We start from the raw sequence: 26,180 nt of genomic DNA, 5'->3' as shown, positions 1-26,180 counted from the left end.
ACGCGGGCACCCCCGGCCGAAATGGACCGGGGGTGTGATGTCCGTGGGGCGCGGATCAGTCGATGCCCTGCAGGATGTGCGGCTCGGCGAGGTCGTCCTCGTACCCGGCCAGCCTGATCGGCGCGGAACGCGCCCAGACCTCGAGGCTTCCGAGTTCTTCGGGCCGCCCGGGTCGTTCGCCGGGTTCAGCCGAGGGTTTGGTCTTCTTCGCTTCAGTCGTCACCGCGCACTCCTTAGTGTCGCGTCACAGGAACAGGGGCGGTCCGGTCGCGGTGGCGCCGTTCTTCTGGCGGGATCGCGGCCGAGGTTGCGGACCTGTCCCAGGACGGTCCCGGGGGGGGTTCGTGGGCCCCTTGCCGACCGTCCGTTGGCTCCAAGACTAACCAAATGAGCGCGGCTGCGCTCGATGGATTACGTCACATGGGGCGTTTCCCTGCCGGAACGCGCCCCAGGGTGACGTCCCATCGGATACAGGAAACCCCCGGGGAGTCACGCTCGCCCGGGGGAATCCGCCATTCGGGTTATCTCGCGGTTCGTCCGCGGGTGGCCTCGCGCGTCACCAGTCGGCGCGGTCGTAGTCCTTGAGGAAGCAGCCGAAGAGGTCCTCGCCTGCCTCGCCGCGCACGATCGGGTCGTACACCCGGGCCGCACCGTCGACCAGGTCGAGCGGCGCGTGGAAGCCCTCGGCCGCGAGGCGCACCTTGTCCGGGTGGGGCCGCTCGTCGGTGATCCAGCCGGTGTCGACGGCGGTCATCAGAATGCCGTCGGCCTCGAACATCTCCTGGGCGCTGGTGCGTGTGAGCATATTGAGCGCCGCCTTGGCCATGTTGGTGTGCGGGTGGCCCGCGCCCTTGTAGCCGCGGCTGAAGACGCCCTCCATGGCGGACACGTTCACGATGTACGTGCGCCTGGCCGGGGAGGCGGCCATCGCCGCACGAAGCCGGCTGATCAGGATGAACGGCGCGGTGGAGTTGCACAGCTGCACTTCGAGCAGCTCGACCGGGTCGACCTCGGAGACGGTCTGGATCCAGCTGTTGCTGGCGTGCAGATCGGGCACCAGCCCGCCGGCGTCGATCGCGGTACCGGCCTCGATCCTGGCCGGCGACGCCGACCCGGAGACGAGGGCGAGAGCGGTCACGTCCTCGGCGGTCAGGCCCTCCGACCGGGGCCCGGGCAGGGCGGCGACCCGGTCGATCCCACCGCTGCCGAACGTGCCGATCACCTCGGCGGCGGGCAGCTCGCCCGCGGGCAGCGGGGCGTCCTCGGCCGCGACGAGTTCGCGGTACGCCCGCGGGGACCGGCGGACGGTCTGCGCGGCGTTGTTGATCAGGATGTCCAGCGGCCCCTCGGCGGCGACCGAGTCGGCGAGGGCGACGACCTGCGCCGGGTCACGGAGGTCGACGCCGACGACCTTGAGCCGGTGGATCCACGCGTCGCTGTCCGGCATCGCCTTGAAGCGGCGGATCGCGTCGTTCGGGAAGCGGGTGGTGAGGGTGGTGTGGGCGCCGTCCCGGAGCAGCCTCAGGGCGATGTACATGCCGATCTTGGCCCGGCCGCCGGTGAGCAGCGCGCGCCTCCCGGTCAGATCGGTGCGGGCGTCGCGGCGCGCCCGGTTCTCGGCGGCGCACTTCTGGCACAGCTGGTGGTAGAAGGCGTCGACCTCGACGTAGCGGGTCTTGCAGATGTAGCAGGACCGGGGGCGCCGGAGTACGCCCGCGATCTCCCCCGACACCGAGGAGGAGGGCAGCAGACCCTGGGTCTCGTCGTCGATCCGGTCCGCGGAGCCGGTCGCCGTGGCCTCGGTGACGGCCTTGTCGTGGGCGGTCTTGGCGGCCCGGCGCTCCTGGCGGCGGCGCTGCTTCACGGTGCGGTAGATCCCGGCGGTGGCCCGGCGCACCGTGATCGCGTCGGGGTGGTCCACCTCCAGGCGGTCGAGTTCCTCGAGAACGCCCAGGCAGACGGCCAGTCGCTCGGGGTCGATGCCCGGGCCGAAGTCCAGGCTGTCGTCTGTCACCGTCATCGCCGCTGCCGTTCCCTGTGTTCTCGGTGTGCCGCTTGGGGGATTCCAAAAGCGGAACTTTACTTCAGAGGCGGGTGTGCGGGCCAAACCGCCGTCCGAGAGGCGCGGAAGAGCGACGCTCCGTCGTCGGGCGCATCCGCGGCGCACAGGCGGCCGGTGCGGAGGGACGGCACACGAGCGCGCCGGGGCTCGACCGGGCACTGCGGAGCCGGCCGCCGGGAGGGCCGGACCGGACCCGACCCGGCGGACCGGCCGCCGAAGACACCGGACCCGGCTCGGCGGACCGGCCCCGCGCTGACGGACGCGGATGCCGAAGCCCACGTCACCGGGCCCGACCCGGCCGGCCCGACCCGGGAAGGCCCGACCCGGGGGCCCGACGCCCGAGCGGGAAGGCCGGACCCGACCTGTGAGGGGCCGATCGCCGAAGAGGGGGGCGCTACGCCCCCTGCCGGCGGGGCGGACGGTCGAAGACGCAGTCCCCGCACAGTCCCCCGCCCGGACACCGGTAGTAGAGGCAGCAGCTGGTTCGGCGCAGCGCGGGCCCTTCGACGGTGCCCGACAGGTCCGGATGGTCCAGCAGCCCGGCGGCGAGTGCGGCGGCGCGCCGGGCCGCGTCGGGCCGGTCGTGTTCCCGCGCCCAGCGGTGGATCTCACGCACGGCGCCGGCCAGCGCGGATCCGGCATTGCCCCACAGCAGCCGGGGGGAGACACGGGCGTCGCCCCGCACGGCCTCCGCGAGCGGGACGAGGTGCCCGTACTGGACGGCCTCCCGGATGGCGCCGACGGTGCCGGGGAGTGTCCCGGGACGTGTCCAGCGGAGGTCGTCGGGCGCGGTGGTCTCCGGGTCCCAGTACAGCCCTGCGGCGGCCGGGTCGGGAAACGCCCCGTGGAGCGCGGCCGGGCCGAGCGCCGTGGACCAGAGGCGGGCGGCGAGACCGAGATGGGCGACGGAGGCGGCGACCCGGCGTTCGCAGGTGCCCAGCCGCGCCGCGACCCGGTCGACGCGGCCGGTCAGAGGCGCACGTTCGCCCGCGTAGAGCCGCGACAGCGGCAGATGCCCCGGACCGGGACTCCCGGTCCGGATGGCGAAGAAGCCGCCGATCGCCTCCACCCGCGTCCGCTCCACGCGCCTCCTCCCGGTTCGGTCCGTCGCCCCGCGCGCCCCGGACCCGACGTCCCACGGGCCGGGTACCCGCTTCCGCCGCGCGGCGGAAGCGGGTACCCGGAGGAAGCAGGTGCCCGGCGTCGCCCGACGGGGTCAGATGCTGACGCCCCCTGAGCGGAGGTACCTGAGCGGATCGATGTCGGAACCGTACCCCGGCGCGGTGCGGACCTCGAAATGGAGGTGCGGTCCGGTGCTGTTGCCCGTTGATCCGGAACGGGCGATCCGCTGGCCGCTGTTGACCCGCTGCCCGTCGCGTACGGTGAGCGCCGACAGATGGGCGTACTGGCTGTACCTGCCGTCGTCGTGCCGGATGACGATCTGGTATCCGTACGCGCCCTCCCAGCCGGCCGAGACCACCCGCCCCGGTGCCACGGCCTTCACCGAGGTGCCGGTCGGCACGGGAAAGTCCACGCCCGTGTGGTAGCCGCTGGACCAGGACGCACCCGCCTTGCCGTACGGGGTGCCGGTACCTGCGGCCACCGGTGCGCTGAACTCACCGCTGCCCTGGTCGCGGTCGGTGCGCTCCTCCTTCCGGGGTTCCGGTGACGGCTTCGCCGCGGCCTTCTGCGGCTGCGCCTTCGACGGGGACGGCGAAGGGGACGGTGAGGAGGAGGGAGACGCGGACGGGGACGGGGACGAGGACGGGGACGGGGGCTTGGACTTGGACGGGGGCTTGGACTTGGACGGAGACCCCGACGCCGACTCCGATTCCGATGCCGGCTCCGACGGAGACGCGGGCCGGGAGTCCGGACGGCTCTTCGACGGTTGGGGGGCCGAGCCGCGCAGCACCAGCCGCTGGCCGGGGTGGATGAGGTCGGGATCGTCTCCGACGACCTTCCTGTTCGTCTCGTAGAGTGCCCGCCAGCCACCCCCGACGCGCTCGGAAGCGGCGATCCCCGAGAGAGAGTCGCCGGGCGCCACCCGGTAGCTCTCGCGCTTCCCGGGAATCGTCGTCGGCGTCGCCTCGGCGCTGGTCCGCCGTGGCGAGGTGGACTGCGGAGCGGACTGCGGGCGGGCCTGCCGCTCGGACGGCACGTCCGGGGTGCCCCCGTCGCGGGTGAGTCCCGCGCGGGTGGAGCAAACCGGCCAGGCCCCCGGCCCCTGACCGGCGAGCACCTTTTCCGCGACGGCTATCTGCTGGTCCCGGGTGGCCAGGTCGGCGCGGGCGGCGTAGGCCGTCCCGCCGTACTCTTCCCAGGTGGACTGGCTGAACTGGAGACCGCCGAAGTAGCCGTTGCCCGTGTTGATCTGCCAGTTGCCGGTGGACTCGCAGGACGCGACCTTCTCCCAGACGTCCTCGTGCGCGGCGCCGGCCGTTCCCGCCGCGATCAGCGGTAGCGCCATGCCCGCGCTACCGGCGGTCACGGTGAGCGATAACCGGTTGATACGACTCGGCTGGTACCTGCGGTGCCGTCCTCGTTCGGTCATGTTTCCCCCCTCGATCGCCTCAGCAGCCGCCAAAGCTATTGGTCCGCCACAAGACATGACAAGGGGGTGCATGCGGCGCCACGGCGCAGGGCGTACCGCAGGACCGGGAAAGAGCGGTGGACCATGCGCCCCTCGCGCGACTCCCCGCTCCATGAACACCGCACAGCGGCGGCGCGTACTCATACTGGCCACGGGGGAGCGCACTTCCGCATGATCGTACGCAGTCGATGGACTCCAGGAGCACACGTATGAGTGGTACCGCCCAGATCGGCGTCACCGGGCTCGCGGTGATGGGCCGCAATCTCGCCCGCAACTTCGCGCGCAACGGCTACACGGTCGCCCTGCACAACCGGACCGCCGCCCGCACCCGCGAACTCGTCGAATCCTTCGGCGACGAGGGGGCCTTCGTCCCCACCGAGTCGGCGGAGGACTTCGTCGCCGCGCTGGAGCGCCCCCGCCGCCTCGTGATCATGGTCAAGGCGGGTGCCCCGACGGACGCGGTGATCGAGGAGTTCGCCCCGCTGCTGGAACCCGGCGACCAGATCATCGACGGCGGCAACGCCCATTTCGAGGACACCCGGCGGCGTGAACGCGAACTCCGCGAGCGCGGCATCCACTTCGTGGGAGTGGGCGTGTCGGGTGGTGAGGAGGGCGCGCTGCACGGGCCGAGCATCATGCCCGGCGGCTCCCCCGAGTCGTACGACACGCTGGGCCCGATGCTGGAGAAGATCGCCGCCAGGGCGGCGGACGGCACGCCCTGCACCACGCACATCGGCCCCGACGGCGCGGGCCACTTCGTGAAGATGGTCCACAACGGCATCGAGTACGCCGACATGCAGCTGATCGCCGAGGCCTACCACCTGCTGCGCTCGGTCGCCGGATACACACCCGGGAAGATCGCCGAGACCTTCCGGGACTGGAACAGGGGACGGCTCGACTCGTATCTGATCGAGATCACCGCCGAGGTGCTGGCGCACACGGACCCGGAGACCGGGAAGCCGTTCGTCGACGTGGTCGCCGACCGGGCCGAGCAGAAGGGCACCGGCCGCTGGACCGTGCAGATCGCCCTCGACCTGGGCGTGCCGGTGTCCGGCATCGCGGAGGCGGTCTTCGCCCGCTCGCTGTCCGGGCACGCCGACCTGCGCGAGTCCTCGCACACGCTGCCGGGCCCGGTCCCGCAGCCGCTCGGCGAGGAGGACGCCGCCCGCTTCGCCGCGCAGGTCGAGCAGGCCCTGTACGCGTCGAAGATCGTGTCGTACACCCAGGGCTTCCACCAGATCCGGGCCGGCGGCGCGGCCTACGGCTGGGACATCGACCCGGGCGCGGTGGCCGCGGTCTGGCGGGCCGGGTGCATCATCCGCGCGGCCTTCCTCGACCGGATCCGGACGGCCTTCGACACACGGCCCGACCTGCCGAGCCTGCTGTCCGACAAGCAGTTCGCCGAGGAGATCGGCGCGGCCCAGGACGACTGGCGCGCCGTGGTGGCCACGTCGGCACGCCAGGGTGTGCCGACGCCGGGGTTCGCCACGGCGCTCGCGTACTACGACGCGCTGCGCGCACCCCGGCTGCCGGCGGCGCTGACCCAGGCCCAGCGGGACTTCTTCGGTGCGCACACCTATCGGCGTACGGACCGGGAGGGGTCCTTCCACACGCTCTGGGGCGGCGACCGGTCGGAGGTGAGCGCCGGCTGAGGCGTGCGCGGGCCCCCCGTGCCGTGCCATGCCGTGCCGTGCCATGCCGTGCCATGCCCCGGCCGCGTCGCGGTCGGTGCGGTACGCCCGCAGCGGGCGGCGCGCCTCGCACGGGGCGGCGGAGGCGTGGGCGGCATGGGCGGCGCCATGCCGCGCGGCCCGCGGGGCGGCGTCGACGGCGTGCCGCCCGACGCACAGATGCCGGGGCGCCTCCCGGCGCGGGGCCGACTGGTATCCCGTCGTGCCGGCGGTGCACCGATGCACCGATGCACCGATGCGGACATGCCCGGCGTCAGCTCAGTGGGCCGGGCTCAGGGTCCGGCCCGGGTACCGGATCCGGTCCCGGCGGTTTCGGGATCGGATCCGGCGCGGGGCCGGGCGGCGGTTGCGGCGGGGGTACGGGTCCGGGCCCCGGGCCCGGCTCCGGCCCCGGGCCGGGGGGCGGCGGAGGCGTAGGAGCAGGGGGCACCGGGTCGGGGGGCGGCGTCGGTGGTACGGGGTCCCGGGGCACCGGGTCGGGGGCCGGTGCGGCAGGTGCGGGGTCGGGCAGCGGCTGGGGCATGACTGGCTCCCGGGTGTTCGATCGTGCCGAGCGCCGACGGCGGCCGGGCGTCGGTCGGCCGCAGGCGCGTCGGGGCCTCCATGCCTGCGGCTTCCCACACCTGCCCGGTCCACTCATCGCCGCGGGTGCGTGGTGGGCCGAGGAGGCGCGGAGTCGCGGAGTCGGCGCACCCGGAGGAGGGACGCGTCGGCGCGGGCGCGCGAGGGCATAGGGGCCGAGCAGGGGCGGTGGCGGTCCCGCCGGGCGCCGAGACGGGCGCCCTGACCGGGGGCTGTGTGCGGCGGCGCCGATACGGGCCCTGCCACCGCCGGCCGGCCTCAGCTGCACGCCGTCCGCGCGCGCTCGTCGGCCCGGGTGGGCCGACCAGCCCGGGTGGCCGACCGGCCTCGGCGGGCCGGTCAGAGCCCCGGGTGGTCCTTCGCCTGCCGCTCGGCCTCCACGACGAGTGCGGCGTACGGCGCGGGAGCCTCCTCCCGGTGGCGCTGCGCCCATCCCACCGCGAACGGGCACAGCGGCACGACCGGCACTCCCTCGCGGGCGGCGGTCGCGAAGAACTCCCGCACCAGGGCGCTGCCGATTCCCCTCCCCTCGTACGCCGGCTCGACGATCGTGTGCACCGCGACCAGTGCGGCCGGATCGAAGTCCAGTGTGAAGTAGGCGATGTGGCCGGCGAGCACACCGTCCTGGTACGCCTCCAGCCTGCCGTTCTCGCGGTGGTCTCGGAGTTCGGGGTCGGCCATTGCGCTCTCCTCGGTCAGCGGGTTTCGCCGGTGGACCGGATCAGGATCGGGCCGAGGGAGCGGGCACGGCGTGCGGGCTGCCCTCCGTGTCGCTCCCGGGGACCGGGGCCGAGGGGTCCGAGCCCAGCTGGACGATGCGGTTCCGGCCGTCGACGTGGACGACGCGGGGTGCCAGTTCCCGCGCTTCGGCGTCGTCCACCTGGGCGTAGCTGATGAGGATGACCAGGTCGCCGGGGTGCACGAGATGGGCTGCGGCACCGTTGATGCCGATGACGCCGGATCCCCGCTCGCCCTCGATGACATAGGTCTCGAGTCGGGCACCGTTGTCGATGTCGACGATGTGCACGAGCTCACCGGGAAGCAGGTCGGCCGCTTCCATCAGTTCGGCGTCGACGGTGACGGAACCGACGTAGTGCAGGTCGGCCTGGGTCACGGTGGCCCGGTGGATCTTGGACTTGAACAGAGTACGCAGCACTTTGGACTCCTGGAAGACGGCTCCCTGCCAGCTTTCTACAGGTCAAGGGCGGTCTTCACTCTACACGGGCACGCCGGGGCCGATGATTGTGAGGAACATCGCTTCTCAGCGGGGATAGCGCTCCCTGCCTGGGCTTCCGCGCCGACCAGGCTGTTGTGACGCCATCGACCAAACGTCTGCCGGACAGCCGTATCAGGCTGTTCGGGAACTGGTGCTGACCAGATGCTGACCTACCTGACGCTACATCAGGTGCATGCGGGTCACGATCATCGACCTGTCGCAGCGTCGTACCCTCATACCCGGGCTGCTTACCGGGCTTGCGCCCGGAGCGGGTACGCGAGGAGCCACCCCGGGGCCGCCTGCCCGGACCACGCGTGTCCGCCTCTCAGGCGTTGTCGTCATGGATCCGCGCACCCAGATCCTCCGCCCACTCCAGCGCCCACGCCTTGAGTTCTTCGATCTGCCGGGAGGCGAGCCCGTACGCGGTGTAGTCCTCGTCCTCGTACCAGTCCGCGCCGATGAGCCGGTCCCGGAGGTCTTCGAGGCTGAACTCGTCGTGGGCGCGACGGCGGCCCAGGGATTCGAGGTCGGCGGTGGAGCGGTGGCGGGAGGCAGCCTGGACGTCGATGAGGTCACGGACGGTGCCGCGGTCGGCGAGGGCGCGGACCTTGGTGCCGATCACGTCATCGAGGGAAAGAACGGGGCCGTAGGGGGTCTGAGCGGGCGGAGCCCAGAACGCCTCCTTGAGGACGTCGACCTCGCACTCCTCGCCGGTGTCCGGATCGGTGACGAGGAACCGGCCGCTGAGCGGATCGGTCTGGACGTGCGCGGTCCGCCATCCGCGCGCGCTGAGGCCGGCTGTGAGTGAGGCGACGATCTCCTGCATCGGAGCAGGGTTCTCGGTGGCGACGTCGAGGTCGCGGCTGAAGCGTTCGACCAGGCCGTGGGCCTGCACGGCGTATCCGCCGGTGAGGACCAGAGGGTAGGGGGAGCCGAGGTCGAGGATGTCGGCGAGGAGACGCTCGTGGAGCGGAGTGAGCTTCACGCGGCAGTCGTGTCGGCCGGAGCGGTGCGCAGCAGCTCCGGGAAGGCGTCCTCCCAGACCTCGCGGATGTAGGGACTGATCAAGCGCCGCAGCACGGGCCACTGCTCGGCGAGCAGCCGGTGGTGCAGGAGGGTCACCAGGTCCTCGCTCAGTCCTTCGGCGAGGACGGTCCGGTAGAGCGTCATGCGGGACTTCGGACGGTCCAGGCTGTAGCTGGTCCGCCCGGACCAGACGATATGGAGCGGCAGGTCCACGTTGCCCTCGATGGGGCCGGCCAGCTCCTGCAAGCGCTCGGGCAGTCGGCTGCGGTAGCGGTTCCGCAGCACCTCGGCGCGGGGCGCGGTGATCGTCGTGTCCATCCATCCAGTATCGCTGCTGGGAGGCGGCGGCATGGCGGTTGCGGGGCTCCCCTGTCGTACGTACATCGGGTGGCCGCCCCCGCCCCGGACAGCTCAGCCGGTGGGCGCTTGGCTCATCGCCTGCCACCCGCGCAGGCCTCGGGCCGGGCCGGTAGGCCGGAACGGCTCACGGGGAGCCGCGCCCGCCGGGGGCGTCGGCCGGGGGCGGCCCTTCGTCGGCGACGGAGGGCGCGACGGGGGGCACCGCCGCGGGACGGAGTGCCACGGCAAGGGCGCAGGCGACCGCCGACAGGGCCATGGCGCCGTACATCACGCGGTAGTCGACCAGCACGATGAGCGCCGCCCCTGCGGCGATCGACATCGTCTGAGCGGTATCCGTCAAGGTGCTGACGGCGGAGTTCACCCGGCCCTGCATCCGGGCCGGGGCGTAGAGGTGCGACGCGGTGCCGATCGCCACCGCCACGAACGGCAGCCCGGTACCGATCAGGGCGGCACCCACCAGGAACAGCGCGGTGTGCTGGGAGACGCACAGGACGAGACCCGCCGAGACGAGCGCGTACCCGGCGCCGCTGGACCGGGCCTCCCCGACCCGTTTCACCAGCAGCCCGGCAAGCACGCCGCCCACGACCGAGCCGCCGCCCTGCACGGACGCCATCACCCCGATGAACTCGGGTTGCCGGCCGAGCCCCTGGTCGACGGCGGCGAAGGCCGCGGTCTCCAGCAGGCCGACCACGCCGAGGAAGCCCACCATCGCGAGCGTCAGCCTCCGGAGCAGCGGCACCCCCAGCACGAAACGGAACCCCGCGGGCAGTGCGCGGCGCAGCGGCTCCCCGGCGGGCTCGGGCTCCGACTCCACGACCCTGACCGACAGCAGGACGAACCCGGCCACCAGGAAGGTCGCCGACCCGAGGTAGGCCAGCGCCCCGCCGCCGAAGGCGGCGTAGACGCCCGCGCCCGCCACCGGGGAGACGATGCGCACTCCCTCCCGTGTGGTGATGAGCAGCGAGCGGGCGGCGACGGCGTCGTCGGAGGGCAGCAGGTCCTTCAGCAGCGCCTGCCGTGCCGGAGTGGCGAACACCAGCCCGTAGGCCAGCGTCACCAGGTAGATGATCCACAGCTGCCCGGCGCCGCGCACCAGCAGCAGGGAGGGCACCAGCACGGCCATGCCGAAGTACATCCTCAGCAGCAGCGGTCTGCGCTGGACCCGGTCCACCAGATGCCCGAGCAGCGGAGCGGTGAGCCCCGGCGCGGTGATGATCAGGAAGACGATGCCCGCGGCGGCGTCGGAGCCGGTGAGGTCCTTCGCCCAGATCGCGAGCGACAGGAACATGGCGCTGTCCCCGAAGCTCGAGAAGGCCTCGCCGAGGAACAGGCGGCGGAAGAGCGCGTTGGAGCGGAGCAGTTTCCACATGGGGATCTCCACGGGATCGCGGTGCGGGGTGTGCCGGGGCGGGACCGGGCCGCTTCCGGAGAGCCCGCCCCGACAGCCCGGCCGCACCTCTCACGGCCGCATCGGTCGTGAGCACAGCCGCCACCGGACGGCGCACGGCCGCACCGGTCACGGCCGCACCGGACGTCTCAGGCGTCGCCCATGGCCTGCCGCAGACTCCTGGGGCGCATGTCCGTCCAGACGCGGCCGATGTGCTCCAGGCACTCCTCCCGCGTGCCCTCGTGCCCCGTGGTGTGCCAGCCGGCGGGGACGGCCCGGCCGGCGGCCCAGACCGAGTACTGCTCCTCGTCGTTGATGACGACCACGTACCTGGCCTCGGTGGTCTGCTCGCTCATGCTGCATCTCCTCGTGTGAAGTGACGGTGTTCGGAGGGGCACGGTGTTCGGAGGGGCAGGGGGATCGAAGGGGCACGGTGTTCGGAGGGGCAGGGGGATCGAAGGGGCACGAGGGTCGGGCCGCCGTCAGTCGCCGCGCAGCCGTTCCTCGACCAGGTCGCCTACGGCCCGGCGGCTCGTCTTTCCCGCGCTGTCGCGCGGGAGGGCGCCGAAGGGCAGCACCTGCCGTGGCCGCATGAAGGCGGGCAGCAGTCCGTAGAGCTGCCTGCGCAGGTCCGCCGGGTCGGGTGGGGCCTCGCCCGGTGGGGGGACCACGGCCAGAAAGAGGTCCGGCCGGCCGCTGAGGAGGTCCGAGACCACGGCGACCGCCTGGCCCACGGACGGCAGCCGCCGCGCCGCCGCCTCCACGTCGCCCAGCTCGACCCGGTGGCCGCGGATCTTGACCTGGTCGTCGCCGCGGCCGCGGAAGTAGTGGAGCCCGTCCGTCCCCCTCGTCACCAGATCACCGGTGCGGTACATCCGTTCACCGTCCGGGCCGGTGACGAAGGACCGGGCGGTCAGCTCCGGACTCCCGGTGTAGCCCCGCGCCACACCGGTCCCCGACAGGCACAGCTCTCCGGCCGTCCCCGGCGGCACGGGCCGCTGCCTTTCGTCCAGGACGTGGGCGCGCAGTCCGGTCAGCGGCACCCCGATCGGCAGCGGATCGCGGTAGGGCGGCTCCACCTCGGCACAGAGCCCGACCACCGTGACCTCCGTCGGCCCGTAGGCGTTCCACAGCGCCCCGCACACCTTCCGCAGTGCGCCGGCCAGTTCCGCGGGCAGTGCCTCACCACCGCTGATGAGGGTGCCGAAGACCCGGTCGCCGCGCAGGAAGGGCAGCAGCAGGCGCAGCTGGCTGGGGGTGGCCCAGGCCGCGTCCACCGGATGGGACCGCAGCCAGTCGGCGAAGAGTTCGGGGTTGCGCACCGAACGCGGTGGCGCCACGGCGACCGTGCCGCCGCTGACCAGGGGGATCAGCATTTCCGGTACGGACATGTCGAACACGGTGCTGCTGTGGGCGAGCATGCGGTCCCCCGGGCCGAAGCCGAGCGCCCGCACGAAGTGCTCCAGCATGTTCAGCAGGGCCGGGTGTTCGACCTCCACGCCCTTGGGCCGGCCCGTCGAGCCGGAGGTGAACAGGATGTACGCCGCGGGTTCCTCGGGCTCCCCGCAACCGCCCCCGCCGTGCGCCGACACCACATCGGCGACCGCCCCGGCGACCGCCCCGTCCGTGCCGGGTCCGGTCACCGCCGTGCCGCAGCGGGCCTGCCGGACCTGGTGGCGCCGGCGGTCGGCCGGGGAGGCCGGATCCACCGGGACGGGTACGGATCCCAGCAGCCAGCACCCCAGCAGCGGAACGAGGTAGCGGGCGCCGTAGCTGCACTCCACCGCCACGCGGGAGCCGCGCCGCGCACCGTCGTCGGCGAGCCGCCGCGCCGTCTGCCGTGCCGCGTCGAGCAGCGCCCCGTAGGTGAGGGGGGCGGACGCGTCGTCCTGTACGGCGATCGCCGACGGGTCGGCCCGGGCGTGGTGCAGGAAGCGCTCCAGGGCCGAGGGCGTCCGTTCATCCGGTGCTCTCATCGGCACGCTCCTCCCCGTCCGGCATATCCGCCCCGTCCGCCCCGTCCGCCCCGTCATGCGCATCCGTTCCGCCTGTCCCGTCCGTCCCGCCCGGCGTGTCCGTCCCGTCCGTCCCGCCCGGCGCCTCGGTGCCGGCCGCCTGCCCCCTGACGAGCGCGGTGAGTTCGCGCAGGGTCGGGCTGGTGAGGAAGTGCACCAGCTCGATGTCCGCCCCGTACTCCTCGTCGACCCGCGCCAGCAGCCGCAGCGCCTTGATGGAGTGGCCGCCGAGGGCCAGGAAGTTGTCCTCCGGGTGCGCCCGTGCGGTCCCCAGCGCCTCGCACCAGAGCGTGTGGACACCGCGGGCGAGCGCGTCGTGCGGGTCTTCGCCGCCACCGGGCTCCGCCTCGGCCGGCGGGCGGACCGCTCCCGGCGACGGCGACGGCGGGAGCGGTCCGCCCGCCGGTGCCGTCATCCCGGCCGCGGCCGGTCCGAGCGCGGCGAGCAGGGCGGTACGGTCGGCCTTGCCGTTGGCGTTGACCGGAATCCGGTCGAGCACGGCCACCTCCGGCACCATGTAGTGCGGCAGCACTTCGCGCAGCCGCGCGGCGAGGGCCCCGGCGTCCCCGGGGGCCGGCCCGGTGACGCACGCGGTGATCTCGGTTCCGGTGTCCGCGGGCCGGGCGACGACGACGGCGTCGGCGACGCCCTCCAGATCGCGCACCGCCCGCTCCACCTCCGCGAGTTCGACCCGGTGCCCGCGGACCTTCACCTGGTCGTCCCGGCGCCCGAGGAAGGCGAATCCACCGCCCGGCAGCACCCTGACCCGGTCGCCGGTGCGGTACATCCGCCGTCCGCCGCGCGGATCGAACGGATCGGGCACGAAGGCGTCGGCCGTCAGGGCCGGAGCGTCGAGATAGCCGCGGGCGAGTCCGTCGCCCCCGACGTACAGCTCTCCGGCTTCGCCCGCGCGCACGGGACTTCCCCCGGGTCCGAGCGCGTAGGCGGTGGTACCGGAGATCGGCGTCCCGATCGGTACGGGACCCTCCGCGGTGTCGGCCGCGCTGATGTCGTGGGTGGTACTGAACGTGGTGTTCTCCGTGGGCCCGTAGCCGTTGACGACACGGCCCGGAGGGGAGCCGGCCAGCAGTTTCGCCAGCCGGCGCCCGTCCAGCTGCTCTCCGCCGGCCAGCAGTACCCGCAGATGCCGCAACGCGTCCGGCGCGAAGTCCACCACCTGGTTGAGCAGCGTCGTGGTCAGCCAGAGGACGGTGATCCGCTCCCGCTCCAGGAACCTCCTCAGTCCGGCGGGGGACGTCGCGGTCTCGCGGTCGTCCACGACCAGGGTGGCGCCGCCGGCGAGCGCCCCCCATATCTCGAACGTCGACGCGTCGAAGGCGGGGCTGGACAGATGGGCCACCCGGTCGCCGGTGCCGACGGTGGCGAAGTCGGCGTCGGGGACGAGCCTGCTGATCGCCCGGTGCGGGACGACCACGCCCTTCGGCTCGCCGGTGGACCCCGAGGTGAACATCACATAGGCGGCGTCCTCGGGAGTCAGTGCCACGGGGGGCAGCGGTGGGCCCGCCGGGTCGCACGGTGCGGGCAGCGTGTCGAGCCGCAGTACCGGCACGGTGTCGGCGTACGCGGCGGCTTCGGCCGGGCCCGGCACCAGGACGGCGTGCGCGGCGGACCGCACCAGCGCGCGGGACCGCGCCACCGGCTGCCGCACGTCCACCGGCAGATAGGCGCAGCCCGCGTAGAGCACCCCGAGGAAGGCCGCCACGGTGTCGGCGCCCCGTGGCGCCGAGACGGCGACCACCGAGCCGCGCCCCAGTCCGGCTCCCCGCAGCCCGGCGGCGATCGCCGTGGCCCGCAGGTCCAGCTCCCGGTAGGTCAGCCGGGTGGCGCCGTGCAGGACCGCCGGCGCGCCGGGCCGCCGCACCGCGTGCCGGCGGACCCGCTCGTGCACCGGTGTGTACGGGGCCTGTGCCATGGGTCCGGTCACCGGCAGCGGCTCGTCGGGGCGGGCGAAGGCCGTGCCGACCGCCGCCACCAGCCGCCGGTGCAGATCCTCGGCGGCCTCCGGTGAGAACAGCTCGGCGTGGTACTCGAGTTCGGCGCGGTATGCGGGTTCGGCCGTGGTGGCGTCCGCGCACCGGGTCACCGACCACATCAGCTCGTACTTCGCGGTGCCCGTCGGCAGCAGCTCGCGCGCGGCGGCCGTCCCGCGAAGGCGCAGGCCCCCTTCCGAGGCGTCGAGGAAGGTGAAGGCCGCCTGGGCGAGGGGCGCCCGCGAGGGGTCCGCGGTGTGACGGCTCTCCTCCACCATCGTCTGGAACGGCACCTGCCGGTGGGCCAGCGCCTCGGTCACCGTGCGGCGCACCTGCCCGGCCGCGTTCCGGGCGGTAGCCCCCGGCCGGAGGCCGACGCGCAGGGGGAGGATGCCGACGAACATGCCGACCTCCGCGCGCTGCCGCGGACCGCGCGAGGAGGCGGGGACGGCCACGACGAGGTCGCGTTCGCCGGTGACCGCGCTCAGCGCCGTCACATACGCGGCCGTCCACGCCATGAACGGGCTCAGCCGCTCCTGCTCGGCCACCGCTTCCAGCGCGGCCACCGCCCGCGCGGGCATCGTCAGCGTGTGGACACCTCCCGCGGTGCCCAGCCGGGCGGGACGCGGCAGGTCGTGCGGCAGGTCCAGCCCGGCGGGCGCGCCGGCCAGCACACGGCGCCAGTGCTCGAGGGCCGCCTCCTCGCGCCGTGGCGGCGGGGAGAGGGTCCCTGCGGCGGCGACCGGTTCCGCCGCCACCGGTCCGGCGCCGTCGTAGAGTTCTCCGAGCCGGGTCTCCAGGAGCGCCAGCGACCTGCCGTCGCACACCAGGTGGTGAACCGTCAGCAGCAGTACGTCGCCGGCCTGGCCGCGCCCGACGGCCAGGGCTCGCAGCAGCGGCGGCCGCGCGAGGTCGAAGGGGACCCGTACCTCGTCGTCCAGGAGCCTGCCGACCGCCTCGGCGGGCACGTCCCGGGCGTCCACCCAGCGGCACGGCACCGACACGACGGCCGCGGTGACGGCCCGGCCCGGCGCCTGGAAGCCGCGGCGCAGCGCGTCGTGCTCCGCCGCCAGCGCGTCGAGCGCGGCGCGCAGCCGGGGCACGTCGACCGGCCCGTCGAACCGGTAGACCGCGCCGACGTGGTAGAGCGGCGTGCCCCGGTGCACCTGCTCGACCGCCCACAGGCGTTCCTCGGCCGGGGTGAGCGCGCGTGGTGCGCCGTGTCCCGAACCGCGCCGCTCCCCGCCGAGCGCCGCGACGAGCCTGCCGAACTCGGGGTACTCGAAGAGGATGTCGAGGACCGGCTCGGTCCCGGTCGCCTCGCGCAGGGCCATCGCGGTCTCGACCGCGAGAACGGAGTCCCCGCCCGCCATGAAGAAGTGGTCCTCGTCCCGGGCCTCCCCGGTGCCGAGCGCCGCACACCAGACCTCGGCGACGGCGGCTCTCAGACCGCTTCCGCCGGGGTGTTCGGGCCCTGCGCCGCGCCCGCCCGCCGCACCGGGACCTGCGCCGCGCCCGTCCGCCGCACCGGGACCGGGACCTGCGCCGCGCCCGCCCGCCGCACCGGGACCGGGACCTGCGCCGGGACCGCCCGCGGCACCGGGACCGGGACCGAGCGGCCCGCCGGTCGGCTCAGCCATGGCCGCCGTCCCGCACCGCGCCGTCCCGGGTGACCAGCCGGTCGCCGATCGCCAGGGCGTCCAGCGTCGAGCGGGCATAGGTCTCGACCGCCTCACGCGGCGTCCGCACGATCGGCTGCCCCCGCAGGTTGAACGACGTGTTGAGCAGCACCGGGACACCGAAGTCGTCGCCGAAGCGCCGGATCAGCCGCCAGAACCGCGGCGCCGTCGGCCGTTCGACGACCTGGACACGGGCCGACCCGTCGACATGGGTGATCGCGGGCAGCGCCTCCCGGTGCTTCTCGCGTACCCGGGTGACGAACAGCATGTGCCGGTACATGCTCTCCCGGCCGGGCTCCATCTCGAAGTACTCCCCCGCGTCCTCCGCGGTGACGGCGGGAGCGAAGGGCCGGAACTCCTCCCGCTGCTTGACCAGCGTGTTCAGCCGGGCCCGCATACCGGGCGCCCTGGGGTCGGCCAGGATGCTGCGGTTGCCCAGCGCCCGCGGGCCGAACTCCATGCGCCCCTGGTGCCAGGCGACGACGGCGCCGCCGCCGATCAGCGCCGACACCTGCGCCGGCAGCCGTTCCTCCGGGAGCCTGACGAGGGTGTGACCGGGGCCGAGCGCCGAGAGCGCCTCCTCGATCTCCCGCTCCCCGAACTCCTCGCCCCAGTACGGCATCGTCATCGCCGCCGGCGGCGCGGGCGCGTGCTGCCGCATCTGCCACAGCGCCGCTCCCAGGGCGGCCCCGTCGTCCCCGGCCGCCGGCTGCACGAAGACCCGGTCGTAGAGACCGCTGCGGGCGATGACCCCGTTGGCGGTGCAGTTGAGGGCGACCCCGCCCGCCATGCACAGCGAGCGGGAGCCCCCCTGCGGGTCCTCGGCCGCCGTGCGCAGCACGTGCAGCAGGCTCCGCTCCAGCGCGTGCTGGAGGACGGCCGCGATGTCCATGTGCCGCTGGTCCAGGGGGGCTTCGGGGTGCCTGGCCGGTCCGAACAGCTCTTCGAGGCGCCGGATCGCACCGCGGTGGGTCTCCCGTTCCACCGGTGTCCGGTCGTGGGCGAGTACGGGGACCAGCAGCCGGCCGCCGGGTACCTGCCGCGCCAGCTCGCCGGCGGCGCGGGCGTATCGGCCGGTGTCGCCGTAGGGGGCGAGGCCCATCACCTTGTACTCGTCCATGCCGGGCACGAAGCCCAGGTACTGGGTGACGACGCTGTAGAGGATGCCGAGCGAGTGGGAGATCGGATGGCTGCGCAGGAGGCCCAGACCGGCGCCGCGCCCCGCGAACACCGAGGTGGACTCGCTCTCGCCCATGCCGTCGGCGACGAGGACGGTGGCGTCGGTGAAGCCGCTCAGGTAGTAGGCGCTCGCCGCATGGGCGAGATGGTGGGGGACCCGCACGAGCTTGCGGTCCCAGTCCTGCTCCGGGTAGTGCTCGCGGAGCACGTCGAGTTGCACCCGCTCCCGGTACACCTCGGCGTACCAGCGGCGTGCGTAGGCGTCGCGCTCGAAGGCCGCGGAGGGCTCGTACCGGAAGCCGTGGGCCACCTGCGCCACGTCGTCCAGGGCCGCACCGGCCATGCGCAGGCACGCCTCGATTGCGTCGGCGGGGAACGCCCCGGTCCCCTTGACGCCGTCGTGGCGCTCCTGGGCCGAAGCGGCGACGACGCCGTTCTCGTCGACCAGGGCCGCGGCCGAGTCCAGCCCCTGCACCAGGCGCCGCTCGCGCCGGTCGAGGCCGGGCAGCATGTCCTGCTTGACGGACATCGAGCGGTCGAGCCCGCTGATACCGAGCACCAGCACGTCAGACTCCTGTCTCTTCGATCGGGTGGCGCGGGTCCGCCGCCTCGCGCAGCACGTCCGCCACCGTGGTGATCCAGGGGCGCCGCAGCATCCGGAAGTGGTCGGCGCCGACCGTGCGCACCGACAGCTCACGGGTCGCCGCCCGCCATCCCTCGATCGTGCGCAGCCGGTCCGCGTCGTCTGCCGCGGCGGACAGGACGAGGTCGGCGGCTCCGTCGAACCGGGAGGGCCGGTGCCGGGCCAGTGCGGTGAGCATGTCCCGCCAGAAGGCCATGATCGAGGCGGTGGCCGGGCCGTCGAGCGCGGCCAGTTCCCCGGGATCGACGCCCAGCAAGGCCAGCAGTTCGCCGCCGCCCTCGGCCGTGGGCAGCGCGGCCGGTCCTTCGTCCGCCACCCGGTCGAGCAGCGCGTCCAGTGCCGCAGCGTCGGCCGCGCCGCCGTCCCCGGCCGGACCACCGCCGACGGGGGCGGGGGCCGCGTCGAGGACGACGAGCCGGTGGACGCCGATGCCGTGCCGGGTGAGGCGGACGGCGAGTTCGTGGGCCAGGACGCCACCGGCCGACCAGCCCGCCACCACGGGCTCGCGTCCGTCGAGCACCTCCGCGAGTTCCCCCGCGTACGACTCGGCGAGTGCGCCGAGGTCCTGCGGGCCGGTCCCGGTCCGCAGGTCGGCGTGGACGCCCAGCACCTCGTAGGAGCCGCCCGTCTCGGCCGCGAGGTCGCGGTACGGGAAGAGCGTCCCGCCCAGCGGATGCACCAGCACCAGCGGGCGGCGTCCAGGGATGCCGGCCATGGGCACGATCCGCTGCGTGCCGGTGCCCCGGGCGGGGTGGGTCCCGTCGATCCACGCCGCCTGGCCGGCCACGGTGGAGTCGGCGTAGAGGCGGGCGAGCGGCATCTCGGTGCCGGCGGCTTCCCGGAGCCGGCCGACGAGTCGCACGGCGAGCAGGGAGTGGCCGCCCAGGACGAAGAAGTCGTCGTGGACGCCGATGTCGTCGACGCCGAGCAGGTCGCTCCAGACGCCGGCGACGAGCCGTTCGGTGTCGGTGCGGGGACCGTGCGGCGCGGGCCGCCGGTCGGCGCCCGGTGTCCGGCGCGGCTCCGGCAGGGCCCTGCGGTCGAGCTTGCCTCCGGGGGTGGTGGGCAGGGCCGGGTGGACGGCGTAGCCGGCGGGTATCGCGGCGGCGGGCAGCAGTTCGGCGAGGTGCTCCCGGAGCCGGCGGGGGTCGGGGGTGTGGCCGGGTGCGGCCACGAGGTGGGCGGTGAGGTGCTCGTGTCCGGGGTGCCGTGTCACGGCGGCGGCGGCGATGCCGGGATGGCTGCGCAGGGCGGTCTCGACCTCCTCGGGTTCGATCCGCCGGCCGGCGACCTTCAACTGGTGGTCGTGGCGCCCGTGGAACTCGACAAGGCCGTTGGTGAGGTGGCGGCCGAGGTCTCCGGTGGCGTAAAGGCGGCTGCCGGGCGGCCCGAAGGGGTCGGGCGGGAAGGCGGCGGCGGTGGCGGCGGGCCGGCCGAGGTATCCGCGGCCGACGCCGGGCCCGCCGATGTGGATCTCGCCGACGGTGCCCGGCGGGACGGGCCGCCCGTCGGAGCCGAGGACATGGATCCGGGCGTTGCCGTAGGGGGTTCCGATGACGGGCGCGGGGTGGTCGGCCAGGTCGGCGAAGGTGGCTTCGACGGTGGCCTCGGTCGGCCCGTAGCCGTTGTAGGCGGTCAGCGCGGGGTGCTCGCGCAGGGCCGTCCACAGGTCCGGCGGGCAGGGCTCGCCGGCCACGACGATCACCCGTGGCGGGTGCGGCGCCGTCAGCAGGCCGGCCTCCGCGTAGGCCTGCACCTGCGCCGTGGTGGCCTCGATGAAGCCGACCGCCCGTTCCGGGTCCGCCGCCCACCGGGCCGGTGTGCCGGGGTCGCGGCGTTCCCCGGGCGTCGGCACGACCAGGGTGTGGCCGTCGAGCAGCAGGAGTGCCTGGGCGAGGAAGAAGTCGGAGAGGTACGCCGAGGTGCCGGTCAGCACCCGCACCTTGCCGTCGCCCACGGCGGCCCGGACCCGGGGCAGGAGCTGGGCGGCCGCAAGGTTGCCCAGGCTGCCGTGTTCGATCATGACGCCCTTGGGGTGGCCGGTCGTGCCGGATGTGTACATCACATACGCCAGGTCGAGGGGGCCGACCTCCGGCAGCCGTGCGGGAGGCGGGTCCTCGGGGACGGCCGAGAGGTCGAGCAGCGGGCACCCCCGGGGCGCGGTCGCCGCGTTGCCGGTGATCACCACAGCGGTTCCCGCGCCGTCCCGTATGCGGCCCAGCAGCGCCGGCGGGAGGTCGGGGTCGAGCGGCACGAAGGCCGCGCCCGCCTTCCAGACGGCCCAGATGGCGGTGAGCGTGTCCACGCCGGGCGGAAGGTGCAGGCCGACGGTGTCACCGCGCCGTACGCCGCGGTGGTGCAGGGTGCGGGCGAGCCGGGTGCTGGCGGTGTCGAGTTGACGGAAGCTCAGGCGGTTCTCGCCGTGGTGGACGGCGGTCGCGTCGGGCGTGCGCCGGGTCTGCCGGGCCAGCAGATGGTGGACGGGGGTGCGCGTCGTCGGGGTGATCGCCGCGTCGTTCCAGGCGGCCAGCGTCCGTCGTTCGCGCGGGGAGGCGGCCAGGAGGTCGCCCAGCGGCGGGGCGGGGGTGCGGCCCGCGCCGGCGAGCAGTTCGGTGAAGGACTCCAGAAGCCGCTCGGCGGTCGCCGGGCGGTAGAGCTCGGTGCTGTACTCGACCGTGACGTCGAGACCGTCCGCGGTGCGGGTGACGGCGAAGGAGAGGTCGAAGTGGCTTCCCGTGGGGCGGATCCGGCGCTCGCGGAGGGTGAGGCCGCCCGGCGCGCGTGCGGCCGGGTCCTCCTGGTGGAGGCTCGACGCGTAGCTGAACATCGTGCGGAAGAGCGGGTTGTGGGTGCCGGCGCGCTGCGGCGCGACGGCGCGCACCACATGCTCGAACGGCGTCTCCTGGTGGGCGAACGCCTCCAGGACGGTGGAGCGGACCCGGTCGAGATGGGTCCGGAAGTCGTCGTGCGGATCCAGTCGGAAGCGCAGCGCCAGGGTGTTGACGAAGAACCCGACGACGTCCGCGAGGTCGGGGTGCGAGCGGCCGGAGACGGGCGTACCGACCACGATGTCGTGGTCACCGGTGTGACGGGCGAGCAGCAGGACGTAGCAGGCGAGCAGGACGGTGAAGTCGGTGGTGCGGGTGGTGTCGCGGAGCGCGTCGAGCGCCTGGATCCGGTCGGCGGGCAGGTGGACGCCCCGGCTGTCGCCGGCGAAGGTGCGGGTGGCCGGCGCGGGCAGGTCGGGCGCCGGGCCGGTGGGCGTGCTGCCGGCGAGGGCGCGGGTCCAGTGGGCCAGGTCCTCGCGGAGCACGCCGGCCGTCTCCTCGTCGCCGCGGGTGAGCAGGGTGCGCTGCCAGCCGGCGTAGTCGACGTACGTCGCCCGGAGCTCGGGAAGCCGGGCGGCCGTGAGGTCTCCGTCGCCGCGGTACAGGGACCACAGGTCCCGCTCCAGGAGGGCCAGGGACCACTCGTCGAGGGCGACATGGTGGGCGACGAGGAGGAGTACGTGGTGGTCGGGGCCGGTGCGCCAGAGGCGGGCGCGCAGCAGCGGGCCCGCGGTGAGGTCGAACGGCTCGGCCGCGGCGCGGTCGACGAGTGCCCCGACGGCGTCCGGTGCGGCGTCCTGCGGTGCGAGGCGGCGTGGACGGGGCGGGTGGACCACCTGGACGACGTCGCCGTCGCGCCCGGCCCGCAGGGTGGTGCGCAGTGCCTCGAAGCGCTCGACGACGAGGTCCAGGCAGACGGACAGCAGAGCGGTGTCCAGACCGCCGTGGAGGTCGTGGGCCCAGGCGACGTTGTAAGTCGGGCTGTCGGGTGCCAGGTGCCACAGGAACCACAGGCGTTGCTGTGCGAAGGAGGCGGGCATCGCCTCACCGGCGGCGTACCTCAGGTGCGGGATGGGGGCGAGGGCGGCCGCCTCCCGGCCGTCGGCGGCGGCGGACCGGTCGATCCACTCGGCCTGCTCGGCCACGGTGGGCAGGTCGAACACCCGGGGCAGGCGGAAGTCGACGTCGAACGCGTCGCTGATCCGCAGGGCGAGGCGTACCGCGAGCAGCGAGTGACCGCCCAGGGTCACGAAGTCGTCCTCGACTCCGACCGCCGGGACGCCGAGGACCGAGGCCCACACCTGTGCCAGCCGGTGTTCGGTCCCCGTCCTGGGGGCCGTGGGCGCGGCGGCCGCCGGGGGAGCGAGGGGGGAGGGGGCCGAGAGGGGTGAGAGGGGTGAGAGGGGTGAGGGGGCCGGGGAGTCCGCCGGGCTCGAGGGGGCCTCGTCCGGTGGCCGCAGCGCCGAGCGGTCGACCTTCCCGCTCGCGGTGAGCGGCAGCGCGCCCACCAGGCGGACAAGCGCCGGCACGGCCGCGGCGGGCAGCCGCGTGCGCAGGTGCTCCCGGATCCCGCCGGGGACGGGCGGGGTTCCCTCCCCGGGAACCACATGGGCCACCAGCCGGACCCCGCCCGTGGCCGTCCGATGGGAGGTCACGGCGGCGGCCCGGACTCCGGGATGGGTGCGCAGCGCGGACTCGACCTCCTCCGGCTCCACCCGCTGCCCCAGGATCTTCACCTGGAGGTCGCGTCGGCCGAGGAACTCGATCCGCCCCTGGGCCGTCCAGCGGCCGAGGTCGCCGGTGCGGTAGAGACGGCTGCCGGGCGGCCCCCAGGGGTCGGGGACGAAGGCGTCGGCCGTGGCCTGCGGCCGGCCGAGGTAGCCGCGGCCGACGCTGTCGCCACCCACATGGATCTCGCCCGTCGTGCCCGCGGGTACCCGCTGCATCGCGTCGTCGAGGAGGTGGATCCGCGCGTCGCCGTACGGGGAGCCGATGACGGGCGCCGGGCAGTCGGCCAGGTTCACGGCCGTGACGTCCACGGTGGCCTCGGTCGGGCCGTAGGTGTTGAACGCCGTCGTCGCGGGATGCGCGCGCAGCACGGCCCACAGGTCGGGCGGGCACGACTCACCGCCGATCACCAGGAGGCGCGGCGGATACGGCGCGTCGAGGAGTCCCGCCTCGGCCAGGAGGTGCACCTGCGCCGTCGTCGCCTCGATGACGTCGACCGCCCGGTCCGGGTGGTGGGCGCGCTCGACGAGGTAGCGCGGGTCGCGGCCCTCGCCGGGCGGCAGCACGAGCACGGTGTGGCCGTCCAGCAGCGGCAGGATCTGGGCCAGGAAGAAGTCGGACACGAACGAGGACGTGCCGGCCACCACCCTCAGCTTCGCCCCCGAGCCGGCCGACCGCAGGCGCGGGAGGAGCCGGGCCGTCGCGTAGCCGGCGAGGCCGCCGTGCTCGATCATGACGCCCTTGGGGTGTCCGCTCGTGCCCGATGTGTACATCACGCAGGCGAGATCGGCGGGCCCGACCGCCGGCAGGTCGGCGCGTTCCGGGGCGGGGCCGGACTCCGAGGGGTCGAGCACCGGGTATCCGTGCGGCGCGGTGTCCATGCGGTCGGTGACCAGCAGCGCCGGCCGGGCGTCGTCGACCATCGCACTCAGCCGCGCGGCGGGCAGCCCGGGGTCGAGGGGCAGGAAGGCGGCGCCCGCCTTCCACACCGCCCAGACGGCGGTGAGCGCGGCGGATCCGGGAGGCAGCAGAACGCCCACCCGGTCTCCGCGCCCCACGCCCCGCGCGCACAGGATGCGGGCCAGTTCGTCGCTGCGGGCGTCGAGTTCCGCGAAGCCGATCTCGGTGTCCCCGCCCCCGTCCCCGCCGCCGCCCCCGTCCCCGCCGCCGCCTCCGTCGGCGGCGGCGTCCTTCAGGGCGACGGCGTCCGGGGTGCGGGCCGCCTGCTCGCGCAGCAGCTCGTGGACCGGGATCCCGGGCCGGGGCGCCGCCGTGCCGCTCCAGGAGGACAGCAGCGCCTCCTCGGCTTCGCCGAGCAGCGTGGCGTGCCGGTGGGAGGCCGCGGCGCCGTCCGCCATGGCCTCCAGCACCCGCAGATGGTAGTCGCAGAGCAGCGCCACCTGGTCGCCGGTGAGCTTTCCTGTGTCGTACTCCAACTCCAGGTGCAGGCCACCGGCCGCCGGCTCGCGGCTGACCGTGACCCCGAGCGGGAAGTCGGTCCGTGCCGTCCCCGGCACATCGGTGCCGGGTTCCGGGGCGACGAGCCTGCCCCGCTCGGCCAGCCGGCCGAACTGGTGGAAGTGGTTGTAGGTGAAGCTCGCCTCGAACAGCTCTCCGGTGCCGAGCGCGCGCCGGAGCGCGGCCATGGGGTAGCGGCGGTGGGGCAGCAGTTCGCGTTCCGCGGCGAAGACGGCGCGTACCAGGTCGGTCCAGTCGCCGTCGGGCAGTCGCAGGCGGAAGGGGACGGTGTTGAGGAACAGTCCCCGGGCCTCAGCGCCGTCGGCCTCCTCCAGCCGGCCGTTCGCGGTGAGCCCGACCAGGACGTCGGAGCTGCCCGACACCAGGCTGATCACCCGCAGATGCGCGGCGAGGACGACCGACTTGAACGGCACACGGCTGCGACGGGCGAACTCCTCCAGCCGCAGCAGCAGTTCGCCGGACACCCGGGTGGTCAGCGCACCCCAGCCGAGGCTCTCGTCACGCTCGTGGGTGCCGCTCGCCGCGGGCCGCGCCGGCTCCCGGGGGGCGAGCCCGTCCGGCAGCCGGGGCAGCCGGCCGTCCGGGCGTCCCGCCAGGAGCCGCAGCCAGTAGCCGGCGGACTCCTGCGAGAGCAGTGCCGCGCGTTCGGCCGCGATGAAGTCGCGGTAGGTGGAACGGGGCGGCGCCGCTTGGGGGTCCTGTCCGTCGAGAAGCAGGCGGTAGACCTCGTCGATCTCCGAGAGCGTGGAGGCCAGGCTCCAGCCGTCGAGGATCGCGTGGTGCTCGGTGACCGTCCACTCGAAGACATCGCCGGACCGGATGTGCACGGCCATCCGGTACAAGGGGGCCCTGGTCACGTCGAACGGGTGACGCTGCTCGCTCCTTGCGTAGCGGGCCACCGCGGCCGTCTGCTCCGCCGGGCTCCGGTGCCGAAGGTCCACCACCGTGATCGGCGGGTCCGCCGCGGGGTGGACCAGTTGCAGGGGTTCGCTGTAGTCGGCGAGGTTGAAGGAGGTGCGCAGCACGGGGTGGCGGCGTACGACGCGGGCCACGGCGTCGCGGAAGGCGTCCTCGTCGAACGGGCCGGCGATACGCAGGCTGTCCACGTTGTGGTAAGGGGCCCGTTCGGGGTCGAGCTGCATCTCGTAGACCATGCCGACCTGCAGCTCGGCCATCGGATAGGCGTCCTCGAGACCGTCGGGCAGCAGCTCCCGGTCCTCCGGGGCGAGCAGCGAGAACGGGGCGGGTGGCGTCGCGGCCGGCGTGGCCGGCGCGGAGGAGGTCGCGGACGTCGCGGCCGGCGTACCGGCCTCGTCGGCGTCCGCTGCCCGGTCGACCGCTTCGGCGAGCTCCGCGAGCACCGGGCGGTCCAGCAGGTCCTGTACCCGGAAGGTGATGCCGGCGTCGCGTGCCTGGCCGAGGACCTGGAGGGAGCGGATGGAGTCGCCCCCGAGGTCGAAGAAGTCGTCATGTCGACCGACCCGGTCGACACCCAGGACCCGACCCCAGATCACCGCCAGCGACTCCTCCGTACCCCCCTCGGGAACCGCATACGGACGACTCAGCACCGGACGCACCGCCTCGGGAACAGGCAACCCCCGATAGTCCGTCTTGCCCTGCGCCGTCAAAGGCAGCGCCTCCAGCACCACAAAACGACGCGGAACCATATACGACGGCAGCATCCGCCCCAGAAACGCACGCAACTCGTCCACCACCAGAACCCC

Annotated in this window: 15 protein-coding genes; 1 reads left to right on the top strand and 14 read right to left on the bottom strand. The window is 74.2% G+C overall.

Translation table 11 applies throughout. The features are described from left to right. Positions 1 to 55 precede the first annotated feature (55 nt). The 4 genes from SCWH03_RS20035 to SCWH03_RS20020 form a co-directional block, all read right to left on the bottom strand. Positions 56 to 223, bottom strand: coding sequence for a hypothetical protein (locus SCWH03_RS20035; RefSeq protein ID WP_173265671.1), 168 nt, complete (start codon positions 221 to 223; stop codon positions 56 to 58). Between the two features lie 333 nt (positions 224 to 556). Then, the gene (locus tag SCWH03_RS20030) at positions 557 to 2,020 is read right to left on the bottom strand and encodes an SDR family NAD(P)-dependent oxidoreductase (protein ID WP_173265670.1); all 1,464 of its coding nucleotides are present in this window, start codon (positions 2,018 to 2,020) and stop codon (positions 557 to 559) included. 436 nt (positions 2,021 to 2,456) lie between these two features. Continuing rightward, complete coding sequence (locus tag SCWH03_RS20025; RefSeq protein ID WP_173265669.1) at positions 2,457 to 3,146, bottom strand: (2Fe-2S)-binding protein; 690 nt, start codon at positions 3,144 to 3,146, stop codon at positions 2,457 to 2,459. 132 nt (positions 3,147 to 3,278) lie between these two features. Then, a complete protein-coding gene (locus SCWH03_RS20020) occupies positions 3,279 to 4,613 on the bottom strand; it encodes a transglycosylase family protein (protein ID WP_173265668.1) in 1,335 nt (444 codons plus the stop codon). 248 nt (positions 4,614 to 4,861) lie between these two features. Here SCWH03_RS20020 and gnd point away from each other — a divergent pair, with 248 nt between their 5' ends. Then, positions 4,862 to 6,304, top strand: a complete 1,443-nt coding sequence (gnd, locus tag SCWH03_RS20015; protein ID WP_173265667.1) for an NADP-dependent phosphogluconate dehydrogenase — start codon at positions 4,862 to 4,864, stop codon at positions 6,302 to 6,304. A 960-nt stretch (positions 6,305 to 7,264) separates the two neighbouring features. On the opposite strand, the gene SCWH03_RS20010 is transcribed toward gnd, so the two are convergent. The 10 genes from SCWH03_RS20010 to SCWH03_RS19965 all read right to left on the bottom strand — a co-directional run bounded on the left by SCWH03_RS20010 (position 7,265) and on the right by SCWH03_RS19965 (position 26,168). Continuing rightward, entirely contained in the window at positions 7,265 to 7,606 is a 342-nt protein-coding gene (locus SCWH03_RS20010; RefSeq protein WP_173265666.1) for a GNAT family N-acetyltransferase, read from the bottom strand. Between the two features lie 40 nt (positions 7,607 to 7,646). Continuing rightward, positions 7,647 to 8,081 (bottom strand): aspartate 1-decarboxylase, encoded by a 435-nt coding sequence (gene panD, locus SCWH03_RS20005; protein ID WP_173265665.1) that lies wholly within the window; start codon positions 8,079 to 8,081, stop codon positions 7,647 to 7,649. Positions 8,082 to 8,466: 385 nt separating this feature from the next. Beyond that, the gene (locus SCWH03_RS20000) at positions 8,467 to 9,126 is read right to left on the bottom strand and encodes a nucleotidyl transferase AbiEii/AbiGii toxin family protein (RefSeq protein ID WP_173265664.1); all 660 of its coding nucleotides are present in this window, start codon (positions 9,124 to 9,126) and stop codon (positions 8,467 to 8,469) included. After that, positions 9,123 to 9,485: a hypothetical protein gene (locus SCWH03_RS19995; RefSeq protein WP_173265663.1), complete on the bottom strand. Its 363-nt coding sequence runs from the start codon at positions 9,483 to 9,485 to the stop codon at positions 9,123 to 9,125. The genes SCWH03_RS20000 and SCWH03_RS19995 overlap by 4 nt, the downstream gene beginning before the upstream one ends. A 166-nt stretch (positions 9,486 to 9,651) precedes the next feature. Beyond that, positions 9,652 to 10,896, bottom strand: coding sequence for an MFS transporter (locus tag SCWH03_RS19990; protein WP_173265662.1), 1,245 nt, complete (start codon positions 10,894 to 10,896; stop codon positions 9,652 to 9,654). A gap of 167 nt (positions 10,897 to 11,063) precedes the next feature. Continuing rightward, positions 11,064 to 11,270, bottom strand: coding sequence for an MbtH family protein (locus SCWH03_RS19985; protein WP_173265661.1), 207 nt, complete (start codon positions 11,268 to 11,270; stop codon positions 11,064 to 11,066). Between the two features lie 126 nt (positions 11,271 to 11,396). Next, entirely contained in the window at positions 11,397 to 12,890 is a 1,494-nt protein-coding gene (locus tag SCWH03_RS19980; protein ID WP_173265660.1) for an amino acid adenylation domain-containing protein, read from the bottom strand. Beyond that, positions 12,874 to 16,560, bottom strand: a complete 3,687-nt coding sequence (locus tag SCWH03_RS19975; protein WP_173265659.1) for a non-ribosomal peptide synthetase — start codon at positions 16,558 to 16,560, stop codon at positions 12,874 to 12,876. The genes SCWH03_RS19980 and SCWH03_RS19975 overlap by 17 nt, the downstream gene beginning before the upstream one ends. Then, entirely contained in the window at positions 16,553 to 18,343 is a 1,791-nt protein-coding gene (locus tag SCWH03_RS19970) for a carbamoyltransferase family protein (RefSeq protein ID WP_173265658.1), read from the bottom strand. Before SCWH03_RS19970 ends, SCWH03_RS19975 begins: the two co-directional genes overlap by 8 nt. A gap of 1 nt (position 18,344) precedes the next feature. After that, positions 18,345 to 26,168, bottom strand: a complete 7,824-nt coding sequence (locus SCWH03_RS19965) for a non-ribosomal peptide synthetase (protein WP_173265657.1) — start codon at positions 26,166 to 26,168, stop codon at positions 18,345 to 18,347. Positions 26,169 to 26,180 lie beyond the last annotated feature (12 nt).

Origin of the sequence: Streptomyces pacificus (genome assembly GCF_011766325.1) — a bacterium.
Lineage (GTDB): Bacteria > Actinomycetota > Actinomycetes > Streptomycetales > Streptomycetaceae > Streptomyces > Streptomyces pacificus.
This window is presented reverse-complemented; position numbering and strand designations above follow the sequence as displayed.